Here is a 20504-nt window from a genome sequence, read left to right on the forward strand (position 1 = left end):
CGGATCAAGGGCGCTTGAGCCGGCTGCGCCACCCGACGAATCCCGCGTACACGACCGTCAACAACACGAGCATGCCCACATCGAACAGCCAGGTTTGCGCCGTGTGCTTGAAGTGGCTGTCCTTCGGGGCCAGCGGCCCGGGCTCGATCGTCCACAAATCGACGGTCGAGGCCTGCGCCGCATAGCCCCAGCGCGAGGGCACCGCCCACGACATCTGGTCGAGGCCGACGCGGTTGGTGACGGGGACCATCCCGCCGCAGAGCACCAACTGCAGCATGAGCGAAACCACCAGCAGCGGCATGATCTGCTCGTTGGAGCGGGCGAGGGAGGACAGGACCAGGCCGACCATCGCCGCGGCGACGCACATCGCGGCGGTGGCGACGTACAGCTCGAGCGTGGCGCTGCCGAGCAGCAGCGGCGGTCGCGTCGGGGCTCCCTTCCCCAGGATCGTGATGGTCGTCGCGATCGCCGACTGAATGACGGCGAAGACGAAGAACACGGCCATCTTCGCCAGCAGATATGCCTTGGTGGACAGTCCGACCGCCTGCTCCCGGCGGAAGATGGGGCGCTCGCCGATGAGGTCGCGGATCGTCAGCGCGGTACCCATGAAGACCGCGGCCATGGTGAGCAGCATCAAGACCGACCCGGGTTCGTCGGAGCCGTCGCCGTTGGGATCGGCGACACGGAATCCCGTCGAGCCGGGAACGGTCAGCGACAGCGCGCCCATCACGAACGGCAGCAGCGCCAGGAAGATGAAGTAGGCGCGGTCGGCCACGATCAACCGGATCTGGCGGCGCGCGATCGTCGCGAACTGGCGACGCGTGCTGGAGCGCGCCGGAGCACCCAGGTCGGCCGGCTTCTCCGCCTCGGCTCCGGCCGGCGGCGGTTGGAGCTGGGCCAGGAACCGGCGGTTCGCTTCGTCGGGGTCCGCGCCCACCATGCCAAAGATCTTGGCCCAGTTGGTGGTTCCCATCGTCGCTTCGATTTCGCCGGGCGGGCCGCAGTAGGCCGTCTTGCCGCCGGGCGCCATCAGCAGCACCTGGTCGCAGAGATCGAGGTAGCTCAGCGAGTGCGTCACCACCAGCACCACGCGACCGGCGTCGGCCAGCTGCCGCAGCATCGTCATCACCTGCAGGTCCAGCGCCGGATCCAGGCCCGAGGTCGGCTCGTCGAGGATCAGCAGCGACGGCCCGGTGAGCAGCTCGAGTGCCACCGACGCGCGCTTGCGCTGCCCACCGGACAGCTTGTCCACCCGGGTGTCGGCATGCTTGGTCAGCCCGAGTTCCTCGATCACCTGCGCAACTACCTGCGCGCGGTCTTGTTTGCTGGTGTCGGGCGGCAACCGCAGCTCGGCGGCATAGCTCAGCGCCTGGCTCACCGTCAGCTGGCGGTGCACGACGTCGTCCTGGGGCACCATCCCGATCCGGCTTCGCAGCGAGGCGAAGCTGGCGTGAATGTCGTGCCCCTCGAAAGTGATTGAGCCGGAGGTCGGACAGGTGGCCCCGGCGATCAGCCGGGACAGCGTGCTTTTCCCGGCGCCGGAACCACCGATCAGGGCAGTCAGCGTCCCTGGGCGCGCGGTCAGCGAGACCTTCTGGATCAGCCGTTTGCTGTCGATTTCGAAGTCGACCTCGCGGACCTCCAGCCCGCCGGTGCGGGTTGCCGCTTCGGCACGGCGAAGCAGGATTTCACCGTTGAACACCAGGTCGACGTTGCCGATCGTGACCACGTCGCCTTCGGTCAGCGGCGCCGACAAGATTCGCGTGCCGTTGACGAATGTCCCGTTGATGCTGTGCGCGTCGTGGATCTCCGTGCCGGTCGGGCCGGGAACCAGGTAGGCGTGGTGGCGCGACACCAAGACGTCGGAGATGACGACGTCGCTGTCTTCGGCGCGACCGATCACGGCGGCTCCCGTGGGTGGCGCCGCGAGCTTCGACCGAGAACGCTGCACCGCGCGCCGCAGGTTGGTGCTGTCGAACTGCGCGGCTTCGAGTGCCTCGGAGCCGATCTCGGTCAGCGGCTGGCCTTTTGGCGGCGACCAGGCGGCCCTTTCGGGCGGCGGTGCCGGTTGGGGACGGCGGGGCGGCGACGGTGGGCTCGGATAGCCGACGGCCCGGCGCGGGCCGCCGGCCGGTTGCGGTGACGGTGGTGGCGGGCCGGCGTGGGTGTAACGCAGCGGCGGGGGTTGCGGTCGCGCGATGCGGGGCGGCGACCCGTTGGCCTGCTGTGGGTGCCCCGGACGAGACGGCCGCGGGGCGCCCGGGCGCGCGAGGGCCTGCATCCCCTCGACCGTCGGCGGTAGCTGGCCCACCGCCCTGTCGTCACGTCCGATCTGGAAACTCAAGCGCGGCCCGTCGGGGCTGCCAACGTTGATGCTCTGGCCGTCGTGGATGTCGACGACGGCAACCCGGCCGCCATTGACGAACATCCCCGTCGGCGACCCGTTGTCGATCGCCACCCATTTGCCCCGGTCGAATCGCAGCAGCAGGTGCGAGCGGGAGACCAACGGATGGGCTACCCGCATGTCGGCTCGCAGGTCACTCCCCACGACGACATCGTTGCCAGCGGCGAAACTGCGCCGTGACCAGTTGGATTGAACCGTCAGCACGGGTGATGCGGGCCTGCTCATCCAATCAGTATTCGACCCACCGTCAGCAAACTCCAGCGGTTTCGGCATATTGGTCCGCCGCCTGCGATCGCATTTGCTGTGCGCGCCGCGACAGGGTTCGAGCCGGGCGCGCGTCACGGCCCGGTCACAACACGATCCCAATTCACCTCAGCCGGCCCGTCACACTGGCGTGTCCACTCGAGTTCCTATGCGCCTGGTCACGGCGCCACGACCGGGGCCCCGGACTAAACCCGCCTTGACCAAACCGTGACCGTCGCGTTGCCAAATATCAACGCGCCCTTACGCTTCCGCAGGTCAGCGCACATTTATCATCCCTATTGCAACTATGTCAGTTAAAAGGAATTGGAGCCATGCGGACCGGTGTTCGGTGTGTTCTTGCGGTGATTGGAGCCGCTGCGAGCGTTGTCGTGACGCCGGCCGGCGTGAGCCTGGCGGCGGCGAACCAGTCGCATGGATTCGCGATAGCGTCGATTTCGCCGGGCCGCGACGAGGTGGTCGGGGTGGCGCATCCCATCCAGGTGAAATTCGCTGCGCCCATTATCAACTCAGCCGACCGGCGGGCGGCCGAACGTGCCGTTGACGTCAAATCGACGCCCGCGATGACCGGCAAGTTCGAATGGCTCGACGACAAGGTTGTCCAGTGGGTTCCGGACCGATACTGGCCGGCGCACAGCACAATTGCGTTGACGGTGGGCGGCGCGGCCGCGGAGATCAAAACAGGTCCTGCCGTGATCGGCGTCGCCAGCATTTCCGAACACACCTTCACCGTGAGCATCGACGGCGCGGAAGCGGGACCGCCGACCTCACTGCCGGCGCCGCACCACCGGCCACACTTCGGCGAGCAGGGCGTGATGCCCGCGTCGATGGGTAGGCCGGAATACCCGACCCCGGTCGGCTCGTACACCGTTCTGTCCAAAGAGGAAGCGGTGACCATGGATTCGAGCAGCGTCGGCATCCCGGTCGACGACCCCAACGGTTACCTGCTGACGGTCAATTACGCCGTCCGTATCACCAGCCGCGGACTGTTCGTGCATTCGGCTCCGTGGGCCGTCCCCTCTCTGGGGCTGGAGAACGTCAGCCACGGCTGCATCAGCCTGAGCCCCGATGACGCCGAGTGGTACTACGACCACGTCCACGTCGGCGACCCGGTGATCGTCCAGGAGTAGTCCGACATTTCACGAAGCTCCGCACCCAGGCGCAAGCCGGGTGCGGAGCTTCAATTGTCTTGACGGCGTGGGTGTCTCAGTACCGCCGGGGTGCACGTGCATGCCGAGCGAGGCTGACCGGGCACCGATGGTCTACAAACGGAACGGGCCCGCTGGTTTATCACCAGCGGGCCCGGCCCGTTCACCGGAGACCGATTCGGCCTCAGCTCGCGCCCGAGGGACCGGGGCGAACCGGCTGACCGTCCACCGGCCCGCCGCTGGGAGCCGGACCGGTCGGCGCGTCCTTCACCCCCGACATGTCGATGATCGGCGCGGCCGCCTCCAACGGTGCGCCGGCCAGCGGCCCGCCAAGGGCGATCAGCGGCGCACCGGCCGGAACCACCGGCACGGGCGGCACTACCGGCACCGGAGGCACCAGGGGTACCGGCGGCGCGAGGGGCAACGGCGGCACGATCGGCAGCGGCGCACCGATCGGCAGCGGCCCCGGCACAGCCATCGGCACACCGGACATATCGGTCATGGGCGCCGCGCACATGCCTCCGGCGGCCGGCGCGCCCGCGGCCACCGTGCCGGCGGCTGCACCCGGCCCGCCCGCGGCGGGCGCCACCTCGCCCGACTGCCCCTCGATGCACGCGTGGCCGCCCGTGATCAGCGGGGCGGCCGCCGCGTCGGGGCTCAACGCGATAGCAGCTCCGCACAACCCAGCGCCGGCAACTACTTTGATGTTGAACCGATCGACGATCGCCATCAGCGCCAACTCTCCTTTATTCACGCTCAGCTATTTCCCATTTGGTGCAGCAGGCCCGCCTAGCCGTACCGAGGCCGGTTTCACGACCGCGCCAATTGTCAGCAGGCGACGCGCGACACGCGCCACGCCGCACCGCGCCGTTTCCAAATGGTGACGTCACAACGGTGTCACGAATCGGAACATCACCGGCGGGCGCCAACCGACCTGCACGAATGCGCTTGCGCCCTAGGCGTACTGATGGATTCTGGCCGGAATGTCGTGCGGGCGAACGCCGATCACAGTGTGGGGACCATACCGCCGTCGATCGTCACGCCGGCGCCCATCACGTTGGCGCCTCGATCACTGGCCAGCATGACGACCAGATCGGCGCCCTCCTCGGTCGGGCAGACAGCTGTCGGCAACAGCACGGCGAAACGCCACTACGGGTCGGTGTGCCGAAATCGACTTTGAAATCTCACGGACTTTATTTTTCCGCAGGTCATTCACAGGGAACTGTTGGTGAACAGTTACTGTTCTGAAGGTTACGTAGAAGTTAACATCGAGATTAGAACTGTTGACGTCAAGAGGAGAAGGGGCTATGTCGCCACGTCGTCTCGCCACCGGGTTCATCGGTTCCGTCCTGCTCGGGGGCCCGCTTCTCGCCGGCCTCGTCTGGGCCGGCCCCGCACAGGCCGACGCGGCCGGATTCCTCAACGACATGCACAGGGACGGGGTTCACGCCGTCACCGGTGGTGACGCGGCGCTGCTTCAGGCGGGGCTGAACGTCTGCCAGCAGCTGTCGTGGGGCGCTCCCGAATCCCAGCTCGAGGGCTTGGCGCTGCAACGGTCCGACGACCGGCAAGGGGCGGGTGGGCTCAGTCCCCAGCAGGCCAACGACATCGTCGGCTACGCCGAGCGCGATCTCTGCCCCGGCGCCTGACCTGACCTTTCGTACTTCGCCGGTTCACAGCGCGCTCGCGGTCGGATCCGCACGGGGCCACAGGTCGCGGCGGGTCCGGCCTCCGTTCTTTGCCGACTATTCACTCTCCGGAATTGTTTGCGCAGCGGGTCGTCGCACTTTTGTGTAAAAGTGCATCATCCGCATCGGGCACAGACACAAGGAGAAGGTTGCATGGCGGCACGCAGGCTATATGGCCGGTTCATGGGCGCGGCGCTGGCGAGCGGCCCGCTTCTGCTCGCCGGGGTCGTCTGTGCCGGCCCGGCGCGGGCCGACCAGGCCGCCTTCCTCAACGACCTGCACGGCGCCGGGATCCATGCCGTCAACGGCGGCGACCCGGAACTGTTGCAGATGGGCGCGGACCTCTGCCAACAGCTTTCATGGGGCGCTTCACCGCAACAGCTGGAGGGTTTGGCGCTGCAACGCTCGGACGCCGACCAGGGCACCGGCGGGATCAATGGCCGGCAGGCCGCGGACGTGGTGATCTTCGCGCTGCGCGATTTGTGCCCCAGCGCCTGACGGCGGATTAACCTCCGCACTGCGCGGTCCGCGCTAAGGTGACACTCGAGTGAAGCTGAACGCACGGAACCTGGCCGGCCTCGAGATCCCGGTCCCAACGTATGACCGCGGCCAAATCGGCATCGGCATAGCGCATTTCGGTGTCGGTGGTTTCCACCGTTCCCACCAGGCCATGTACATCGACCGGCTGCTCAGCGACGGGCTCGCCCGCGACTTCGGAATCTGCGGAATCGGTGTGCTGCCGAACGATGAGCGCATGCGCGACGCGCTGCGCGGCCAGGACCACCTGTACACGCTGATCCTCGAACACCCCGACGGCACCCGGCAACCGCGAGTCATCGGCTCCATCGTCGACTACCGTTATGCGCCCGACGATCCCGAATCCGTGATCGAGCTGCTGGCCGATCCGGCCACCCGGATCATCTCGCTCACCATCACCGAGGGCGGGTATCAGCCACCGCTGAGCGCGGTGTTCGGGTTGGTGGCCGAGGCGTGCAGCCGGCGGCGCGAGCGCAACCTGCCCTCCCCCACGATCGTCTCCTGCGACAACATCGCCGGGAACGGAGACGTGGCACGACGCGTCTTCACGACGTACGCCGAGCGAATCAATCCCGAACTCGCGCAATGGATGCGCGAGAGGACCACCTTCCCCAATTCGATGGTTGACCGGATCACTCCGGTGACCACACCCGACGTGCTGACGCGGCTGGACGCCGAATTCGGGGTGGCCGACGCCTGGCCCGTGATCGCGGAACCCTTCGCCATGTGGGTCATCGAGGACGACTTCGCCGACGGGCGGCCACCGCTGGACCAGGCCGGGGTGCAACTCGTCGACGACGTGGCGCCCTACGAGGCGATGAAGTTGCGGTTGCTCAACGCCGGGCATCAGGGCCTGTGCTACTTCGCCTACCTCTGCGGCTACCGGCTGGTGCACGACGCCGCCCAAGATCCGTTGATCGCCGAATTCCTTGCCCGCTATATGGATTCGGAGGCCACACCGACGCTGGAGCGCGTCCCGGGGCTGGACGAATTCCGGGGCGGGCTGCTGCCGCGGTTCGCCAACGCCTACATCCGCGACACCGTGGCCAGGCTGTGCGCCGAATCCTCGGACCGCATCCCTAAGTGGTTGTTGCCCGTGGTGCGCGACAACCTGCGCTCCGGTGGCCCGGTGCGACTGTCCGCGGCGATCGTCGCGAGCTGGGCACGCTACGCCGAGGCCGTCGACGAAGAGGGCCAACCGATCGACGTGGTGGACCGGCTCGCCGACACCCTGGTCCCGATCGCCCGCTCGCAACGCGACGACCCTGCCGCGTTCCTGGCCAACCGTTCCGTATTCGGCGACCTCGTCGACCACGAGCGCTTCCGCGAGGCCTACCTGTGGGCGCTGGACTCGCTGCACCGAAACGGCGCGCGCGCCACGCTGCGGGCGCTGCTCGGGGCCGACTGACGATGACACTGGTCGCCGGCATCGATTCGTCGACGCAGTCGTGCAAGGTGCTGGTGTGCGATGCCGCCACCGGCAGGGTGGTCCGCGAGGGACACGCCGGTCACCCGGCCGGCACCGAAATCGACCCGGCGGCATGGGAAACCGCCGCTCGAGAAGCGATCGCGAAGGCGGGCGGGCTGGACGGCGTCGACGCGATCGCCGTCGGCGCACAGCAGCACGGGATGGTGTGCCTGGACGGAGCCGGACGGATGGTGCGCCCCGCGCTGTTGTGGAACGACGTGCGATCGGCCGACGCCGCCCGCGCACTCGTCGACGAGCTGGGTGGCGCGCGGGCCTGGGCCCGGGCCGTCGGCGTGGTGCCGCTGGCCGCGATCACGGTGGCGAAATTACGATGGCTGGCCGACCATGAGCCACGGCAGGCCGATCGCACCGCGGCCGTCGGCCTGCCGCACGATTGGCTGACGTGGCGGCTGCGCGGCGAGACGGACATCGCGGCGCTGACCACCGATCGCAGCGACGCAAGCGGCACCGGCTACTACGACGCCGCGACGGGCGCCTACCGTGTCGATCTGCTGGAGCTGGCGCTGCGCGGTCGTCGTCCTCAGCTGCCGACCGTGCTGGACCCGTCGGGCTGGACCGCTTGCGGCGCAACGGTATTCGGTGCGGGGCTTGGGGACAACGCCGCCGCGGCGCTGGGTCTGGGCGCCGAGGAGGGCGACGTGATCGTCTCGATCGGGACCTCGGGGGTGGTGGCCGCCGTCACCGCGGATCCGGTCCGCGATGACGCGGGATTCGTCGCCGGACTCGCGGACGGCACTGGCCGCTATCTCCCGCTGGTGTGCACCCTCAACGGTGCGAGGGTGCTGGAGGCCGCCGCCGCGATGCTGCAAGTCGACCAGGACGAGCTGTCCCGACTCGCGCTGTCGGCGCCGCCGGGCAGCGCGGGCCTGGTGCTGGTCCCCTACCTGGAGGGTGAACGAACTCCCAACCGGCCCAACGCAACCGGTGCACTGCACGGCCTGCGCGTCGCCAATGCGACGCCGGCCAACCTGGCCCGCGCCGCCGTGGAGGGATTGCTGTGCTCGCTCGCCGACGGCGTCGCCCACCTGGCCGGGCACGGCGTGGTTGCGCGGCGCATCCTGCTGGTCGGCGGCGGCGCGCAATCCCGGGCGCTGCGCGCGATCGCGCCCACGGTGTTCGGCATGCCGGTGCTGGCGCCCACGCCGGCGCAGTACGTCGCACTGGGCGCGGCCCGGCAGGCGGCGTGGGCGTTGAGCGGCTCGCCCCGACCGCCCGCGTGGAATCCGCCGCCCACAGACGAATACACCGCCGACCCCGCGCCCGAGGTGCCGGCGCACTACGCGCGGGTGCGCGACCTCACCGAGGGGGTCACTGGCCTTCGGGAAGCGGACGAAACACCGAGAGGACCCGGTATTTCGCGCTGAAGCTGGCCTTGTCGTATCGGTCGCCGACCTCGCCGTCGCAGGCGACGACCGTGGGGCCGTCGACGGTGCTGAAGCTGAATTCCGGCACCTGCAATTCGTGGTAGAGCGGGCTGCGCTCCAGCCGGCCCAGGGCCAGCGCGGTCAGGATCCTGGTCCTGGCCCAGTGGCGGCCGGTCTCGAGGATGCGCACATCGATCAGGCCGTCGTCCATCCGGGTCCTGCGCGCCGGGGCGAACCCGGTCGGCAGGTACAGCGAATTGCCCAGGAAGAACAGCGATGTCAGCAGGGTTTTGTTGTCATAGCGGATGCGCACGGGCTGTTCCGTGCGCAGCGTCCGCAGCATCGCGTAGAGACCGGCCAGCGGCTTGCCGATGCGTTTCTCCAGCTTTTCGCGTCGCCGCACAAAGGCCGGGTACGCGCCGATGCTGGCGGTGTTGAGGACCATCTGACTTTCGTTGAGGCACACCAGATCCACACATGCCACCTGGCCGCGCCGGATCGCGTCGACCGTCTTGGCCACGGTGTCGCAGCCGATGTCCTTGGCGAAGTGGTTGAACGTCCCGGCAGGAAAGACCGCCAGGGGAAGCCCCGCGTCGATGGCCACCCCGGCGGCGGCCGCGACGGTGCCGTCACCGCCGCCCACCGCCAGCACCTCGGCGCATTCGGCCGCGGTGCGCAGCACCTGCACCGGGTCGTCGTCGGGGCCCAGTTCGCGGATGTCGACCTTCGGCAGCTCGGCGCGCACCTCGTCGACCACCCGGGCCCCGGTGCCGCTGCCCGACTCCGGGTTGATGACCAGGACCACGCCGGCGCCGTCGGGCCGCTGCGGCGCGGCGACGCGCAGCGGTTCCGTTCGCGGACGGGCGGTTTCGACGATCGGCGGCACGAGCCGGCCGCCCAGCACGGCAAGGCCCGAGCCGATGCCGAACCCGGCGATGACGTCGCCGGGGTAGTGCGCGCCCGTCGCCACCCGCGACAGACCCACCAGCCCGGCCAGCAGCGCCAGCCCGAAGCCCAGCGGCGGGCTCTCCAGCCCCACCCCGATGGCGAACGCGGCGGCGCTCGCGGAGTGTCCGGACGGCAGCGAGTTCGACGTCGGGCGTCGGCGGACCTGCCTGACCAAGGGCACCAGGTCGTAGCCGGGGCGCGGCCGCCGGCGGATCCGCTTGGCGACCTGGTTGGTGACCAGGCTGGTGGCGGCCAGCGTCACCAGCCCGCGGGTCGCGCCGCGCTGCGCGCTCTGCCTGCCGGTGGCGAACAACGCCGCGCCGAGGCCCACCCACAGCTTGGAGTGGTCGGCCGCCCGGGTCAGGGGCGGCATGACCGTGTCCAGTAGCGGTGTGTCCGTTTCGGCGATGGCATCGAACAGTTCCCGATCCAGCGTGCCCAGTCCGCGGGTGATCTGTTTGATGCCGCGCGCGCGTTGCCAAGGCCCCCTGTTCATTCGCTACACCCTAAATTGGTCCGAAGACATGGACGCACAGGGCTATTGCTTGAGGTGGCGGGACAACGCCGAACGCCGCGGCGTGGCCGCGCATGTCGTCGCCGAGATCGTGCGCCGACACGACGTCACCGCCGCGCGCTTCGGGGTCCTCGACAAGATGGCCGAGTTCAACGACCCGCACGGCAAATCGTTCTTCCTGATCCCGGCCTACGCCGACGGTGCGCGGGCCCGGGCCGCGGCGTTGATGACCTACATCCTCAACGCGGGCACGGGCTACGGTAAGCCGGGCGGACGGACCACCGACTTTCCGGTCACCCCGTACGGTGCCGCCGAGGTCGCGCGAATCGTGGCCCGCCAGAAGGCAAACCGCTGGAGCTACGCCCGCGACGTCGCCTTCGTGCACCGCAACGGGGGGCGGCTGGTCACCACCCCCAACGGCATGCTCATGGGCCTGGGCGGCAATTGGGTCCAACGGCTGTTCACCCAGCGTGGCGGCACCACCTGGGGTGACCTCTTCATGGTCAACGCGGGCCGGGTCGGCGACCCCGGCGAGCAGCTTCGCCAGATCGTCGCCTCCGGGCGTGCCTGGTATCTCGACGCCGGCGGCACGCCCCGCCCGAGCCGCCTCGACCTGGACCGGGTGTTGCACCACGAAGAGCGCCACGCCGCGCAATGGGCAGACCGGGGCTACCTGGGCATGCTCGCGGGCTACGGCCGGGAGTTGTTCCGCGAGTTGGTCTTTGGCGTGGTGAACAGGCTCGAAGAGGACGCGGGCCTGGCCGACGGAGGCTACAGGGCGTGAATTCCGTGGTAGAGCACCATCGCGCCGATCACGACGAAGACCGCCGCGAGTAGGGCGCCGTTGTTGCGGTCCATCCAGTCCTTGAGCCGGGCCAGGGTGTCGTCGAGGCGGCTACCGGCCGCCGCGTACGCCAATATCGGGATCGCCACGCTGGAGGCGGCGATGGCCACAAAGAACGCGGCCGCCACCCAGTCACCGGCGAGGCCGAGCCCGCTGGTGCCGATGCCCAGCCCGGCGGGGACGCAGATGAGCGCCACGTCGGGGCGCACCACGGCCAGGACGGCCCCGGTGATCCCCGCCCGCGCCGGGGTGATGCTTTCGAACGAGCGCATCCAGGCCGGGGATTCGGACTTGCCGTGCCGGTTGAGCCAGCGGTAGATGCCGTACACGATCAGCGCGGCCCCCAGCACCACACGCAGCCACGACGACCACCGCGGGGGCGCCTTGTCCAGGCCGCCCAGCAGGCCGGAGGCAGCGACGGCGATTGCCGTCAGTGCGGCCAGGCTCAGCACCCAGCCGCCCAGAAACGCGAGGCTGCTCGGCCGCGGCCGCTGCGCCTGCAGCACCAACACCGCCGGGATGACGGTGAGCGGTGAGAGGGAGATGACCAGTCCAAGCGGAACGAGCCCGGTCAGCACCGTTCCCCAGCTTCCTGCCATGAACGGAATCCTTCCACCGCCGCGGGCGATGCGACGTCGAACGCGCCGAACCGGCTCAGGCCAGCGTGCGAATTCCGTTGTAGAGCACTATCAACCCGATCAGGAACAGGATGACGGCCATCATCGCGTCGTGGTTCGTCTCCATCCAGGCCTTGAGACGTTCCAGGGCGTCGTCGAGGCGGTCCCCGGCGCCGACGTAGCCCAAGATCGGGATGGCGACCGTCGACGCGGCGAGCACGACGAAGATCGCGGCCGCGACCACCTGAGCGCCGGCGCTCAGGCTGCTGTTGCCGACGGCCAGGCCGGCGGCCGCGCACAGGATCAGCACCTCGGGCCGCACCGGCACCAGCACTGCCCCCATCACCGCGGCGCGCACCGGCGAGAGGGTGGAGAACGAACGCATCCAGCGCGGCATGCTGCGCTGCCGGTGCCGGGTGAACCAGTGGTAGGCGGCCAGCGCGATGAGCGCCAGGCCGAACGCGAGCCGCACCCAGGCCGCCCATTTCGGCGGGGTCGCGTGGAAGCCACTCAATAAGTCCGAGCCGCTGATAAAGGCGGCGGTGAGGGCGACCAGGCCCAGCAGCCAGCCGCCCAGAAAGGACAGACTGGCCGGGCGCGGCCGGGGCGCGTGCAGTACCAGTACGGCGGGGATGACCGTGATCGGTGACAGCGCGATGACCGCCGCCAACGCGATGAGTTTGCTCAGTACCGAGGCCCAACTTGCGTCCACGGGCAGCAATCATCGCATTGGCGTGGCGCTCATGCAGCGGTTGACCGCACGGGTCAGCCTTTGCGGCGCAGGGTCCACGCGGGCACCCAGTGCGTCACGGTCCTGCGCTTGGAGCCATACGCGACGGGATAGGTCACCAGCCCCCACCAGTCGCCCTGCTCGCACAGGGCCCAGCAGCTCAGCCAGCCCTCGACGACCTTGTGCAGTTGCAGACCGTTGGGCTGATACCGCCCCGCGCGGTGCGGCTCGCGTGGGAAGAGCACAGTCAGGTCGACCAGCACGGCGACCGCCGGACGCACCACCCGAAACGGGCTGCGGACCGGCTGGCCGTTGTACCCGATCGACGCGAGCGGACCCATTGATCGATCATACGTTCGAATATGCCGCGGGTTGAGCCCCCTGAGCGGCCCGGTTCGCTTCTGGCAACATAGCGGTGTGTTCAGCCAAACCGCGACGTCCCGGGCGGTTCGGTGAGCATCGGAACCACCGAGGCAGCACGGCGTCGCCGCGGCGTGCTGAACGGTCGCCGGCCGGCGGTACCGGCCGCGCTGGACCCGGTGATCGTCGCGATCGTGGCCGCCGCGGTGAGCATGGCCGGCGCCGCCCGGCCCTCCTTCTGGTACGACGAGGCCGCGACCATCTCGGCCGCCTACAGCCGCTCACTGGCCCAGATGTGGCACATGCTGGGCAACGTGGACGCCGTCCACGGCTTGTATTACCTGCTCATGCACGGCTGGTTTCAGGTTTTCCCGCCCACCGAGTTCTGGTCGCGCGCGCCCAGCGCCCTGGCGGTGGGGGGCGCCGCCGCCGGTGTCGTCGTGCTGGGCAGGCAGTTCTCGCCCCGCACCGTCGCGGTGGCCTCCGGAGCGTTCTGCGCGATCCTGCCGCGAACCACGTGGGCGGGCATCGAGGCCCGGCCCTATGCCATGTCGATGATGGCAGCCGTGTGGCTGACCGTCCTGCTGGTCTATGCCGCGCGCCGGGACACCGGTTGGCTGTGGCTGTCCTATGCCGTCGCGCTGTCCTGCTCGATCGTGCTGGACGCCTACCTGGCGCTCCTGCTCGCGGCGTACGCACTGTTCATCTGCGTCTTCCACCGGAGCCGAACGGCGTTGCTGGGCTTCGTGATTGCGTCGGCCGTGGCCGTCGGCGCGCTGATGCCGTTTTTGATGACGGTAGCCGGGCAGGCGCACCAGATCAGTTGGGTCGCACCCATCGGTCACCGCACCATCGAAGACGTGCTGATGCAGCAGTATTTCGAACGATGCCCGCCGTTCGCCGTGCTGGCGGCGTTGCTGATCGGTGCGGCAATCGTGTTGTGGCTCAGTGGGTCCGCGCGTCTGGCGGATTCGCAGCGCCAGCTGCTGGTGCTCGCGACGGGGTGGCTGGCGGCGCCGACGGCCGCGATCGTGACGTATTCGGCGCTGGTTCATCCGATCTACACGCCGCGCTACCTGTGCTTCACCGCGCCGGCCCTGGCGCTGATCCTGGGTGTCTGCGGCGGCGCGGTGGCCGCCAAACCGTGGGTGACGACGGCGATCGTCGGCCTTTTCACTGTGGCTGCGGCGCCCAATTACGTTCGGGTGCAACGCAACCCGTACGCCAAGTACGGCATGGACTACAGTCAGGTCGCCGACCTGATCACAGCGAAGGCCGCGCCGGGCGATTGCCTGCTGGTGAACGACACGGTGACCTTCATGCCGGCGCCCATGCGCCCACTGCTGGCGGCGCGCCCGGATGCCTATCGCAAGCTGATCGATCTCACGCTGTGGCAGAAGGCGACCGACCGCAACGACGTGTTCGACACCAATCTCATCCCCGAGGTGGTGGCCCGGCCGCTGAGCCAGTGCGGCGTCGTCTGGATCATCACTCAGGCAGACCCGTCCCAGCCGGCGCACGAGCAGGGTCCGGCGCTGCCGCCCGGCCCGGTCTATTGGGCGAGCACCGCCTTCGCGGTGCCGCACGACCTGGGCTTCCGACTGGTGGAGCGCTGGCAGTTCAACCTGGTCCAAGTGCTCAAAGCGGAGCGATAGTCACCAGATGTGGATCCAGTCGACGAGCATGTCCGCCGGGTAGGTCGCCGCCGCAGGGTCGCCGGCCCCGACCCCACCGACCGCCAGGGTGAACATGGGCGTCATCCAGTAGCCGGGATTGTTGAACGGCCAGCGGAAGTCGTCAGGAGCGCCGCCGTGGACGTGGATGGGTTTGTTCGGAACGCTGAAGTACTGCGCCCCGTCTCGGGCGAATTCAAATCCTTCCTCGCCCCAATGCATTCGCCAGGTGTGCCAGTTGCCGTCGACCATGCCGGGAATGGACTTGCCTTCCCACGTCTTTCCGTTGGACGCGGCGTGCACCGTCGTTCCCGGAGGCCACGAGCCGTTGCCGTACCACTCGAAAAGGTCGACCTCGCCGTCTGGCAGCGGATCCTCGTTGACGCCCCAGAACGCGGACCATAGGCCCGGGTCCAAACAATTCAGCTTTATCCGCGCTTCCCAGGTCTGGTTGATCATGCTGCGGAAGTTGCCCCGCAGTTTGGCGCCGTAGTAGGTGTCCCCTTCCTGGGTGGCGCGCAAGACAAGGTTGGAATTGCCGTCCTGGAACACATTTCGGCGGTCGTCGCGGTATATCCCCGCGACCGGCGGGAACACGTCGTCCTGCCAGGTCTGGATGGTCCATTTCCCAGGATCGGGAGCCGAACCCGCCGGGCCGTCGAACTCGTCGGCGAAGATGAAAGGCCCGCCCCCGGCTGACGGCGGCGCTTCGGGCGCCGACGGGGTGGCCCAGGCACCTGGCAAGCGCATCGCAGCCCCGATCATGCCGAGGCCCGACATCAACATCATGCTGCGACGATCCATTTAAACCACCAATCGTTCAAAGCCGGCTCGTCAAGCTCGGCGAGATCTCCCCAGGCAACTCTCGCAAACGGTGATATGAAACCACGCGGTGGGGTGGCCCGCATCCCGCGACCGCGATGCGCGCGCGGCGTTCCCGGTCACGACCCGCGCGCCGGTCCGTCGCCGCCATCCTCCTGACATAACCAAGCGACGATAGCAGCCGCGGGCCCCACTTCCTGGGATTTCCCGTGTCAACCATCAATCACGTTGACATCCGCCGCGCCGCTGGTATCAAGGAGGTTGATGGTTTGAGAAAGGAAAGCAACCATGTCTCATGGATTCTTCGGTGGTTTCGGTGGACCCGGTTTCGGTGGACCCGGTTTCGGTGGACCGGGCTTTGGTGGTCCCGGCTTTGGTGGCCCGGGCTTCGCTGGCCCGGGTGCGGGCGGTCCCGGCTTCGCGCCGTTCGGCAAGAAGGGTCGTCACGGCCTCAAGCGCGCGGCGTTCGTCACCGCGGCATTGCTGTTGGACGGGCCGGCAGACGCCGCGCAGGTGGTGCAGCGGGTGTCCGACGCGACCGGTGGCGCGTTCACCCCGCCGCAGGACGTGGCCGAGCTGGCGATCGGCATTCTTGCCGGCCGCGGCGTGGTCACCGTCGACGGCGGGGTGGCGACGCTGACTGAGCTCGGCCGAAACCTGTTGGCCTGGCGCGGAATCAGCAGCGAGACCGCGCACGCCTTCCTGGGACGGGCGGCCAAGTTCGGCGACGTCGTCAAGATCCGCAAGGAGTTCTTCGAGATCGCCGGGCTGGCCCGCACCATCGCATGGACGGGCACCGACGAGCAGAAGCAGCAACTCGCCGAGACCCGGACCAAGGTGCTCGAGGCGCTGACCGATGCGCGCAAGGCGCTGCACCGGGTTCTCGGCGAGGCCTAGCGGGGGCTGGGTTCGCTGAGCCTGACCAGGGTCTTGCCGACGTTGACGCCGGTGAACAGGCCGTTGAGGGCATCGACACAGGATTCGATGCCCTCAAAGATGGTCTGCCGGTGGTGAAGTCGACCTTCGGCCTCCCACCGGCGTAGCGCGGCGAACGCCTCGTCGAAGCGGCCCCACTGATCGAGCGCGTTGAACCCCTGCATCAGCGCGGTCTTGGACAGCAGGTTCACGTAGTTGGCCGGCCCGGGGTGGTCCCCGGTGAGGTAGCTCGAGATGACGCCGCACAGGACGACGCGCGCGCGGGCGGCCAAGCGGCCCAGCACCGCGTTGAGGATGGGGCCACCCACGTTGTCGAAGTAGACGTCGACGCGTTGCGGGCAATGCTTTTTCAGCGCCGCCGCGATGTCGTCGTTCTTGTAGTCGATGCACGCGTCGAACCCGAAGTCCTCCACCACCGCCCGGCATTTCTCCGGGCCGCCCGCGATGCCCACCACCCGGGCGCCGGCGATCTTGGCGATCTGCCCGGCGACCGATCCGGTGGCACCCGCGGCCGCCGACACCACCACGGTCTCCCCGGGCTGCGGCCGGCCGATGTCGGTCATCCCGAAATAGGCGGTGGCGCCGGTCGGCCCGTAGACGGACATGATGGCCAGCTGGTCGTCCTCGCCCGGGATCGGCGTGCTGAACAGGTCGTCGCGGATGAGCGCGTATTCCTGGAAGCCGGTCAGCGTGGTGACGACGTCGCCGACGGCGTAGGCGTCGCACCGCGACGCGACCACCTCGCCGATCCCGGCCGCCCGGATGACCTCCCCCAGCTGCACCGGCGGGAGGTAGCTGGGCTGGTCGTCCAGCCAGGTGCGGGCGGCGGCGTCGATGCCGACATAGGTGGTCCGCAACAGCGCCTCGCCGTCGGCGGGCTCGGGCGCCGGCGTGGTGACCATTTCCGTGTCATCCGGTTGGACGAGCCCGGAGGGGCGGCGACGAAGGAGGACCTGGCGATTCGGCACATCGGGCACGATCGTAAAAACTACCGAACGGGCCGGAAACGCAGAAGCGAATGGCATATTCAATGCATGGCAGCAAACGAAGACCCGGAAGACCGGATCCGGGAACTCGAGCGCCCGCTCGCCGAGACGGCCCGGGCGTCAGAACAGGCCAGTTCGCAGGCCGCCGACCAGAATTATCCGCCCGGCCCCCGGCCGCACCGCAGCTGCCCCGCCAGCCACCGGTGACGATGTACCTGCACTTCCCGTTCGTCACGGTGCCGATTCCGATCAACCCGCCGCCGCCGCCCGGCCAGTAAGCACGTGGCAAACGCTGCCGACTGAGCGCACACTGGCAGTTACGGCACGAGCGCCTAGGAGGTCGCGTGGGCGAGCACAGTGGGTTCGGATTCGACCCCGACGAGTTCGATCGAATGATCCGGGAGGGCAGCGAAGGGCTGCGCGACGTGTTCGAGCGGGTCAGCAAGTTCGTCGCCGCTCCCGGCGGCCGGACGGGCTGGTCGGCCGTTTTCGAAGACCTGTCGCGACGCCCGCGCAGCGCTCCGGAAACCGCCGGCGAAGCCGGTGAGGGCGTGTGGGCCATCTACACGGTGGACGCCAACGGCGGCGCGCGCGTCGAACAGGTCTACGCGACCGAACTCGACGCATTGCGGGCGAACAAGACGAACGTCGATCCCAAACGCAAGGTGCGTTTCCTGCCCTACGGCATCGCGGTCAGCGTCCTGGACGACGACGCCGAAGAGCCTGCGTAGCAGCCGTTTTCGGTTCAGCCCTGCTGCACCACGTTCGAGCCGCCGGAGTTGCTGATCTTCGGCGCGCCGGAGTGATAGGTGACCTTGTTGTCGAAGCCGGAGGCCTCGATGCTGTCGACGGCCTCGACGGTGATCGAATTCTGCACGCCGGACACCGACAGGCTGGTGCAATGCCCGGTGATCGTCACCGTGTTGGAAACCCCACTGACGCTGACGATGTTGTCGTTGCAGGCGATGGTCCGGTTCTCGTTGATGCCGGCGACGCTGAGCTCGGTGCCCGGCGGTGCGGCGGGCGGGGTCGACGGCGAGGGTGACCTCCTGCGGGACGTCGACGGGCCGGGATTCGTCGAAAGGCTCGGTGGGCTAGACGTTTTGGAGATGGTCGGCGGCGTGGCGATGATCGACTTCACGCCGGAAAGCTGGTGTGCGGCAAAGGCCGCGATGCCACCCGCGAGGGCCAAGATGCCGATGACGACGACCGTGCCGAGGATCCACCAGACGCGGTTGCCGGAGGGACCGGGGTCTGCGGAGCGGCCTGCTGCACCGGCGATGGCGCCGGGGCCGGGGCCGGGGCGGCCACCTGCGACGGGCTGGGCGCGGGCGCCGGCGCGGGGCTCGGAGCCGGCAGCTGCGCCTGCGGCGGGTTGCTCGGCGGGGCCTGCGGCGGCGGCGCGGGCAACTGGACCCGCGGCGTGGCGACGCTGACGCCCGAATTGTGATGATTGTCGGACCCCGCGCTGTCCGACGTCAACGTCACCAGCACCACCCCGCCTACCGCGGCGACGATGGCCGCCAGGGCGCTACCGGCCAGCAGCATGGACCAGGGCCGGCGCGGGGGCCTCTCGTCCTCGTCCGCGACGGCGCTGTACGCCCGGGCGTCGGTGCCGAAGTCGGCGTTGTCCCAGACGTCCAGGTAGGTCGGGCTGATCGCGGGCGGGCCCAGCTCTCCGGTGCCCGGGTCCAGCGCGTAGGCCAGGGCCGCCGTCGACGACGCGAACAGCGGGGCGTTCGCCGACGCCAGCGCCGCCCCGCGGGCCAGAGCCATGTCCGGCTCCTCGGGCCCGGTGACCGGGAGCGAGGTTGCCGCCTCGAGTGTGGACTTCAGCGCCACGATGTCGGTCCCGCAGCCGATCAGGAACACACCGTCGGCCCGGGACCCTCGCGCGTCCAGACCGGAGACCATCGTCGCCAGTTCGGCGGCCAGGCCCCCCGCGCGACCGTCGCCGGTCTGGCGCCGGTGCAGGTCCACGATGGAGCCGTCGGCGACCTCGACCACGGCCAGCGTCGCGTTCGCCGGCTCGACGAACAGCATCGCGAGGCGCTCGTAGCCCAGCGCGTAGCCGACGGTCTGCGCCAGCGCGGCCGCGGCGAGCAACGGTGCGACCAACATCACGCCGTCCAGCTCGTGGGTGGCGATCGCGTCCCGTAGCGCGCCGACGCCGGCGGGGTCACTCCAGGTGACCCCGGTCGAGGTCAACTGGTGACCGCCCTCCAGCACGCCTTCACGGCTGCCGATGATCGCGTCGATCACCTGATCGACCGCACCGGCGGCCGAATTCTCTGCCGCCCCAACCGCGAACTCTTCTTGTTCGACGGTCACGCCGTCAGCATTTTGGCCTTCGATCGCTACCAGGCGGACTGTCCTGGGAGCCATCGACACCCCAAGCACGATGTCCACGTAACGCCTCCAAGGTCTTTTTCAACGCCCTTCGCGAGGGCATGACGGGATGACCCCGTCTGAACTTGGTGACCTAAACGTTACGCGTGTGTGGCTGGTCGCGCAGGAGGTGTGCGTACGCAGCAACGACGCTAATAACCCGGCCCGAGGAACGGATTCTGCGAGTTCCCCGGATACTGCGGATATTGGTTCCCCGGATACTGATTCCCCGGATATGGCTGGTATTGCGGGTATTGCGGGGTCGACGGGGCCTGCTGCTGGGGAACCGGCACCGGAATCGGTATCGGCAGCAGCGGAACGTGGATCCACTCCGTCGTCATCGGCACCGTCGTGCTGGTGGTGGTCCGCCGCGGCGGCGGTGGCGGCGGTGGCGTGGTGGTTTCCATCGGTGGCGGCGGAACCGTCGTGGTGATGGTCGGTTGCGGCGGCGCGGTTGTCGGTGGCGCCGTGTGCCTGGGGGTGTAGACGGGCGCCGGCGGCGCGGTGGTGACCACCACCGGCGGTGGCGGTGGTGGTGGCGGCGACGGCGGCGGCGGCACGCCCGGCCGCGACCAGGTGGTGCACCTCCCGGGCATCGCCGGATTCCACCACCAGCCCCACTTTGGTGCGGGTGCGCTCGGCGACCAGATGATGGTGCACCGCGGAGGTGGCCAGCAGGGACGGGATGGGGGCCAGCGTCTCATCGGATTCCCGGTCGGAGATCACGATGAAGCACGCGCCGTCCTCGATCGCCGCCGAAACCCGGGCACACACCTGCTTCAGTGCCGTGCGCAG

General features: G+C 69.0%; 20 protein-coding genes and 3 pseudogenes. 10 read left to right on the forward strand and 13 right to left on the reverse strand.

Annotation, left to right across the window (positions count from 1 at the left end):
• Positions 1 to 4: 4 nt before the first annotated feature.
• On the reverse strand, positions 5 to 2629 hold the full coding sequence (locus A5708_RS14095) for an ATP-binding cassette domain-containing protein (RefSeq protein WP_065029224.1): 2625 nt from the start codon (positions 2627 to 2629) through the stop codon (positions 5 to 7).
• A gap of 350 nt (positions 2630 to 2979) precedes the next feature.
• Between A5708_RS14095 and A5708_RS14100 the strand changes: the two genes are divergently transcribed.
• Positions 2980 to 3795, forward strand: coding sequence for a L,D-transpeptidase (locus A5708_RS14100; protein ID WP_065029225.1), 816 nt, complete (start codon positions 2980 to 2982; stop codon positions 3793 to 3795).
• A gap of 202 nt (positions 3796 to 3997) precedes the next feature.
• On the opposite strand, the gene A5708_RS14105 is transcribed toward A5708_RS14100, so the two are convergent.
• Together A5708_RS14105 and A5708_RS27815 are read right to left on the reverse strand one after the other, a co-directional pair.
• Complete coding sequence (locus tag A5708_RS14105; RefSeq protein ID WP_081292958.1) at positions 3998 to 4552, reverse strand: hypothetical protein; 555 nt, start codon at positions 4550 to 4552, stop codon at positions 3998 to 4000.
• Positions 4553 to 4818: 266 nt separating this feature from the next.
• Positions 4819 to 4950 carry a hypothetical protein gene (locus tag A5708_RS27815; RefSeq protein ID WP_269199393.1) on the reverse strand — a complete coding sequence of 44 codons (132 nt, stop codon included), beginning with the start codon at positions 4948 to 4950 and terminating at the stop codon, positions 4819 to 4821.
• A 170-nt stretch (positions 4951 to 5120) separates the two neighbouring features.
• Here A5708_RS27815 and A5708_RS14110 point away from each other — a divergent pair, with 170 nt between their 5' ends.
• From A5708_RS14110 to A5708_RS14125, 4 genes are all read left to right on the forward strand, one after another.
• Complete coding sequence (locus tag A5708_RS14110; RefSeq protein ID WP_065029227.1) at positions 5121 to 5462, forward strand: DUF732 domain-containing protein; 342 nt, start codon at positions 5121 to 5123, stop codon at positions 5460 to 5462.
• Positions 5463 to 5654: 192 nt separating this feature from the next.
• Positions 5655 to 5999 (forward strand): DUF732 domain-containing protein, encoded by a 345-nt coding sequence (locus tag A5708_RS14115; RefSeq protein ID WP_065029228.1) that lies wholly within the window; start codon positions 5655 to 5657, stop codon positions 5997 to 5999.
• 49 nt (positions 6000 to 6048) lie between these two features.
• Complete coding sequence (locus A5708_RS14120; protein ID WP_065029229.1) at positions 6049 to 7446, forward strand: mannitol dehydrogenase family protein; 1398 nt, start codon at positions 6049 to 6051, stop codon at positions 7444 to 7446.
• Between the two features lie 2 nt (positions 7447 to 7448).
• Positions 7449 to 8891 carry an FGGY family carbohydrate kinase gene (locus tag A5708_RS14125; protein ID WP_065029230.1) on the forward strand — a complete coding sequence of 481 codons (1443 nt, stop codon included), beginning with the start codon at positions 7449 to 7451 and terminating at the stop codon, positions 8889 to 8891.
• On the opposite strand, the gene A5708_RS14130 is transcribed toward A5708_RS14125, so the two are convergent.
• The gene (locus tag A5708_RS14130) at positions 8836 to 10335 is read right to left on the reverse strand and encodes a bifunctional phosphatase PAP2/diacylglycerol kinase family protein (RefSeq protein WP_065029231.1); all 1500 of its coding nucleotides are present in this window, start codon (positions 10333 to 10335) and stop codon (positions 8836 to 8838) included. The genes A5708_RS14125 and A5708_RS14130 overlap by 56 nt on opposite strands.
• Positions 10336 to 10363: 28 nt before the next feature.
• Here A5708_RS14130 and A5708_RS14135 point away from each other — a divergent pair, with 28 nt between their 5' ends.
• Positions 10364 to 11137 carry a hypothetical protein gene (locus tag A5708_RS14135; RefSeq protein WP_065029232.1) on the forward strand — a complete coding sequence of 258 codons (774 nt, stop codon included), beginning with the start codon at positions 10364 to 10366 and terminating at the stop codon, positions 11135 to 11137.
• Here A5708_RS14135 and A5708_RS14140 read toward each other — a convergent pair.
• Genes A5708_RS14140 through A5708_RS14150 form a run of 3 tightly spaced genes read right to left on the reverse strand, consistent with a single transcriptional unit; the run spans position 11125 to position 12885 of the window.
• Positions 11125 to 11796 carry a GAP family protein gene (locus A5708_RS14140; RefSeq protein ID WP_065029233.1) on the reverse strand — a complete coding sequence of 224 codons (672 nt, stop codon included), beginning with the start codon at positions 11794 to 11796 and terminating at the stop codon, positions 11125 to 11127. The genes A5708_RS14135 and A5708_RS14140 overlap by 13 nt on opposite strands.
• Positions 11797 to 11851: 55 nt before the next feature.
• The gene (locus tag A5708_RS14145) at positions 11852 to 12526 is read right to left on the reverse strand and encodes a GAP family protein (RefSeq protein ID WP_065029234.1); all 675 of its coding nucleotides are present in this window, start codon (positions 12524 to 12526) and stop codon (positions 11852 to 11854) included.
• Positions 12527 to 12579: 53 nt separating this feature from the next.
• Positions 12580 to 12885 (reverse strand): hypothetical protein, encoded by a 306-nt coding sequence (locus A5708_RS14150; RefSeq protein ID WP_065029235.1) that lies wholly within the window; start codon positions 12883 to 12885, stop codon positions 12580 to 12582.
• Positions 12886 to 13116: 231 nt separating this feature from the next.
• Here A5708_RS14150 and A5708_RS14155 point away from each other — a divergent pair, with 231 nt between their 5' ends.
• The gene (locus A5708_RS14155) at positions 13117 to 14559 is read left to right on the forward strand and encodes a glycosyltransferase family 39 protein (RefSeq protein WP_419538329.1); all 1443 of its coding nucleotides are present in this window, start codon (positions 13117 to 13119) and stop codon (positions 14557 to 14559) included.
• Here the strand turns inward: A5708_RS14155 and A5708_RS14160 are convergent, their stop codons facing one another.
• Entirely contained in the window at positions 14560 to 15381 is an 822-nt protein-coding gene (locus A5708_RS14160) for a glycoside hydrolase family 16 protein (RefSeq protein ID WP_065029237.1), read from the reverse strand.
• 306 nt (positions 15382 to 15687) lie between these two features.
• Between A5708_RS14160 and A5708_RS14165 the strand changes: the two genes are divergently transcribed.
• Positions 15688 to 16296, forward strand: a complete 609-nt coding sequence (locus A5708_RS14165) for a hypothetical protein (RefSeq protein WP_065029238.1) — start codon at positions 15688 to 15690, stop codon at positions 16294 to 16296.
• Here the strand turns inward: A5708_RS14165 and A5708_RS14170 are convergent.
• Complete coding sequence (locus A5708_RS14170) at positions 16293 to 17312, reverse strand: NADP-dependent oxidoreductase (protein ID WP_065029239.1); 1020 nt, start codon at positions 17310 to 17312, stop codon at positions 16293 to 16295. The genes A5708_RS14165 and A5708_RS14170 overlap by 4 nt on opposite strands.
• A gap of 57 nt (positions 17313 to 17369) precedes the next feature.
• On the opposite strand from A5708_RS14170, the gene A5708_RS26845 reads away from it, so the two are divergent.
• Together A5708_RS26845 and A5708_RS14175 are read left to right on the forward strand one after the other, a co-directional pair.
• On the forward strand, positions 17370 to 17528 hold the full coding sequence (locus A5708_RS26845) for a hypothetical protein (RefSeq protein ID WP_155766021.1): 159 nt from the start codon (positions 17370 to 17372) through the stop codon (positions 17526 to 17528).
• Between the two features lie 185 nt (positions 17529 to 17713).
• Positions 17714 to 18052: a hypothetical protein gene (locus tag A5708_RS14175; protein WP_419538330.1), complete on the forward strand. Its 339-nt coding sequence runs from the start codon at positions 17714 to 17716 to the stop codon at positions 18050 to 18052.
• A gap of 14 nt (positions 18053 to 18066) precedes the next feature.
• On the opposite strand, the pseudogene A5708_RS14180 reads toward A5708_RS14175, so the two are convergent.
• From A5708_RS14180 to A5708_RS26280, 4 genes and pseudogenes are all read right to left on the reverse strand, one after another.
• Positions 18067 to 18702 (reverse strand): annotated as a pseudogene (locus tag A5708_RS14180) (DUF3060 domain-containing protein); the annotation flags it as partial.
• 410 nt (positions 18703 to 19112) lie between these two features.
• Positions 19113 to 19706 (reverse strand): annotated as a pseudogene (locus tag A5708_RS27995) (hypothetical protein); the annotation flags it as partial.
• Positions 19707 to 19861: 155 nt separating this feature from the next.
• Positions 19862 to 20050: a hypothetical protein gene (locus A5708_RS27875; protein WP_065029241.1), complete on the reverse strand. Its 189-nt coding sequence runs from the start codon at positions 20048 to 20050 to the stop codon at positions 19862 to 19864.
• Positions 20051 to 20252: 202 nt separating this feature from the next.
• A pseudogene (locus tag A5708_RS26280) lies at positions 20253 to 20504 on the reverse strand (glutamate synthase central domain-containing protein); the annotation flags it as partial.

This window comes from Mycobacterium colombiense (assembly GCF_001672755.1).
Lineage (GTDB): Bacteria > Actinomycetota > Actinomycetes > Mycobacteriales > Mycobacteriaceae > Mycobacterium > Mycobacterium colombiense_C.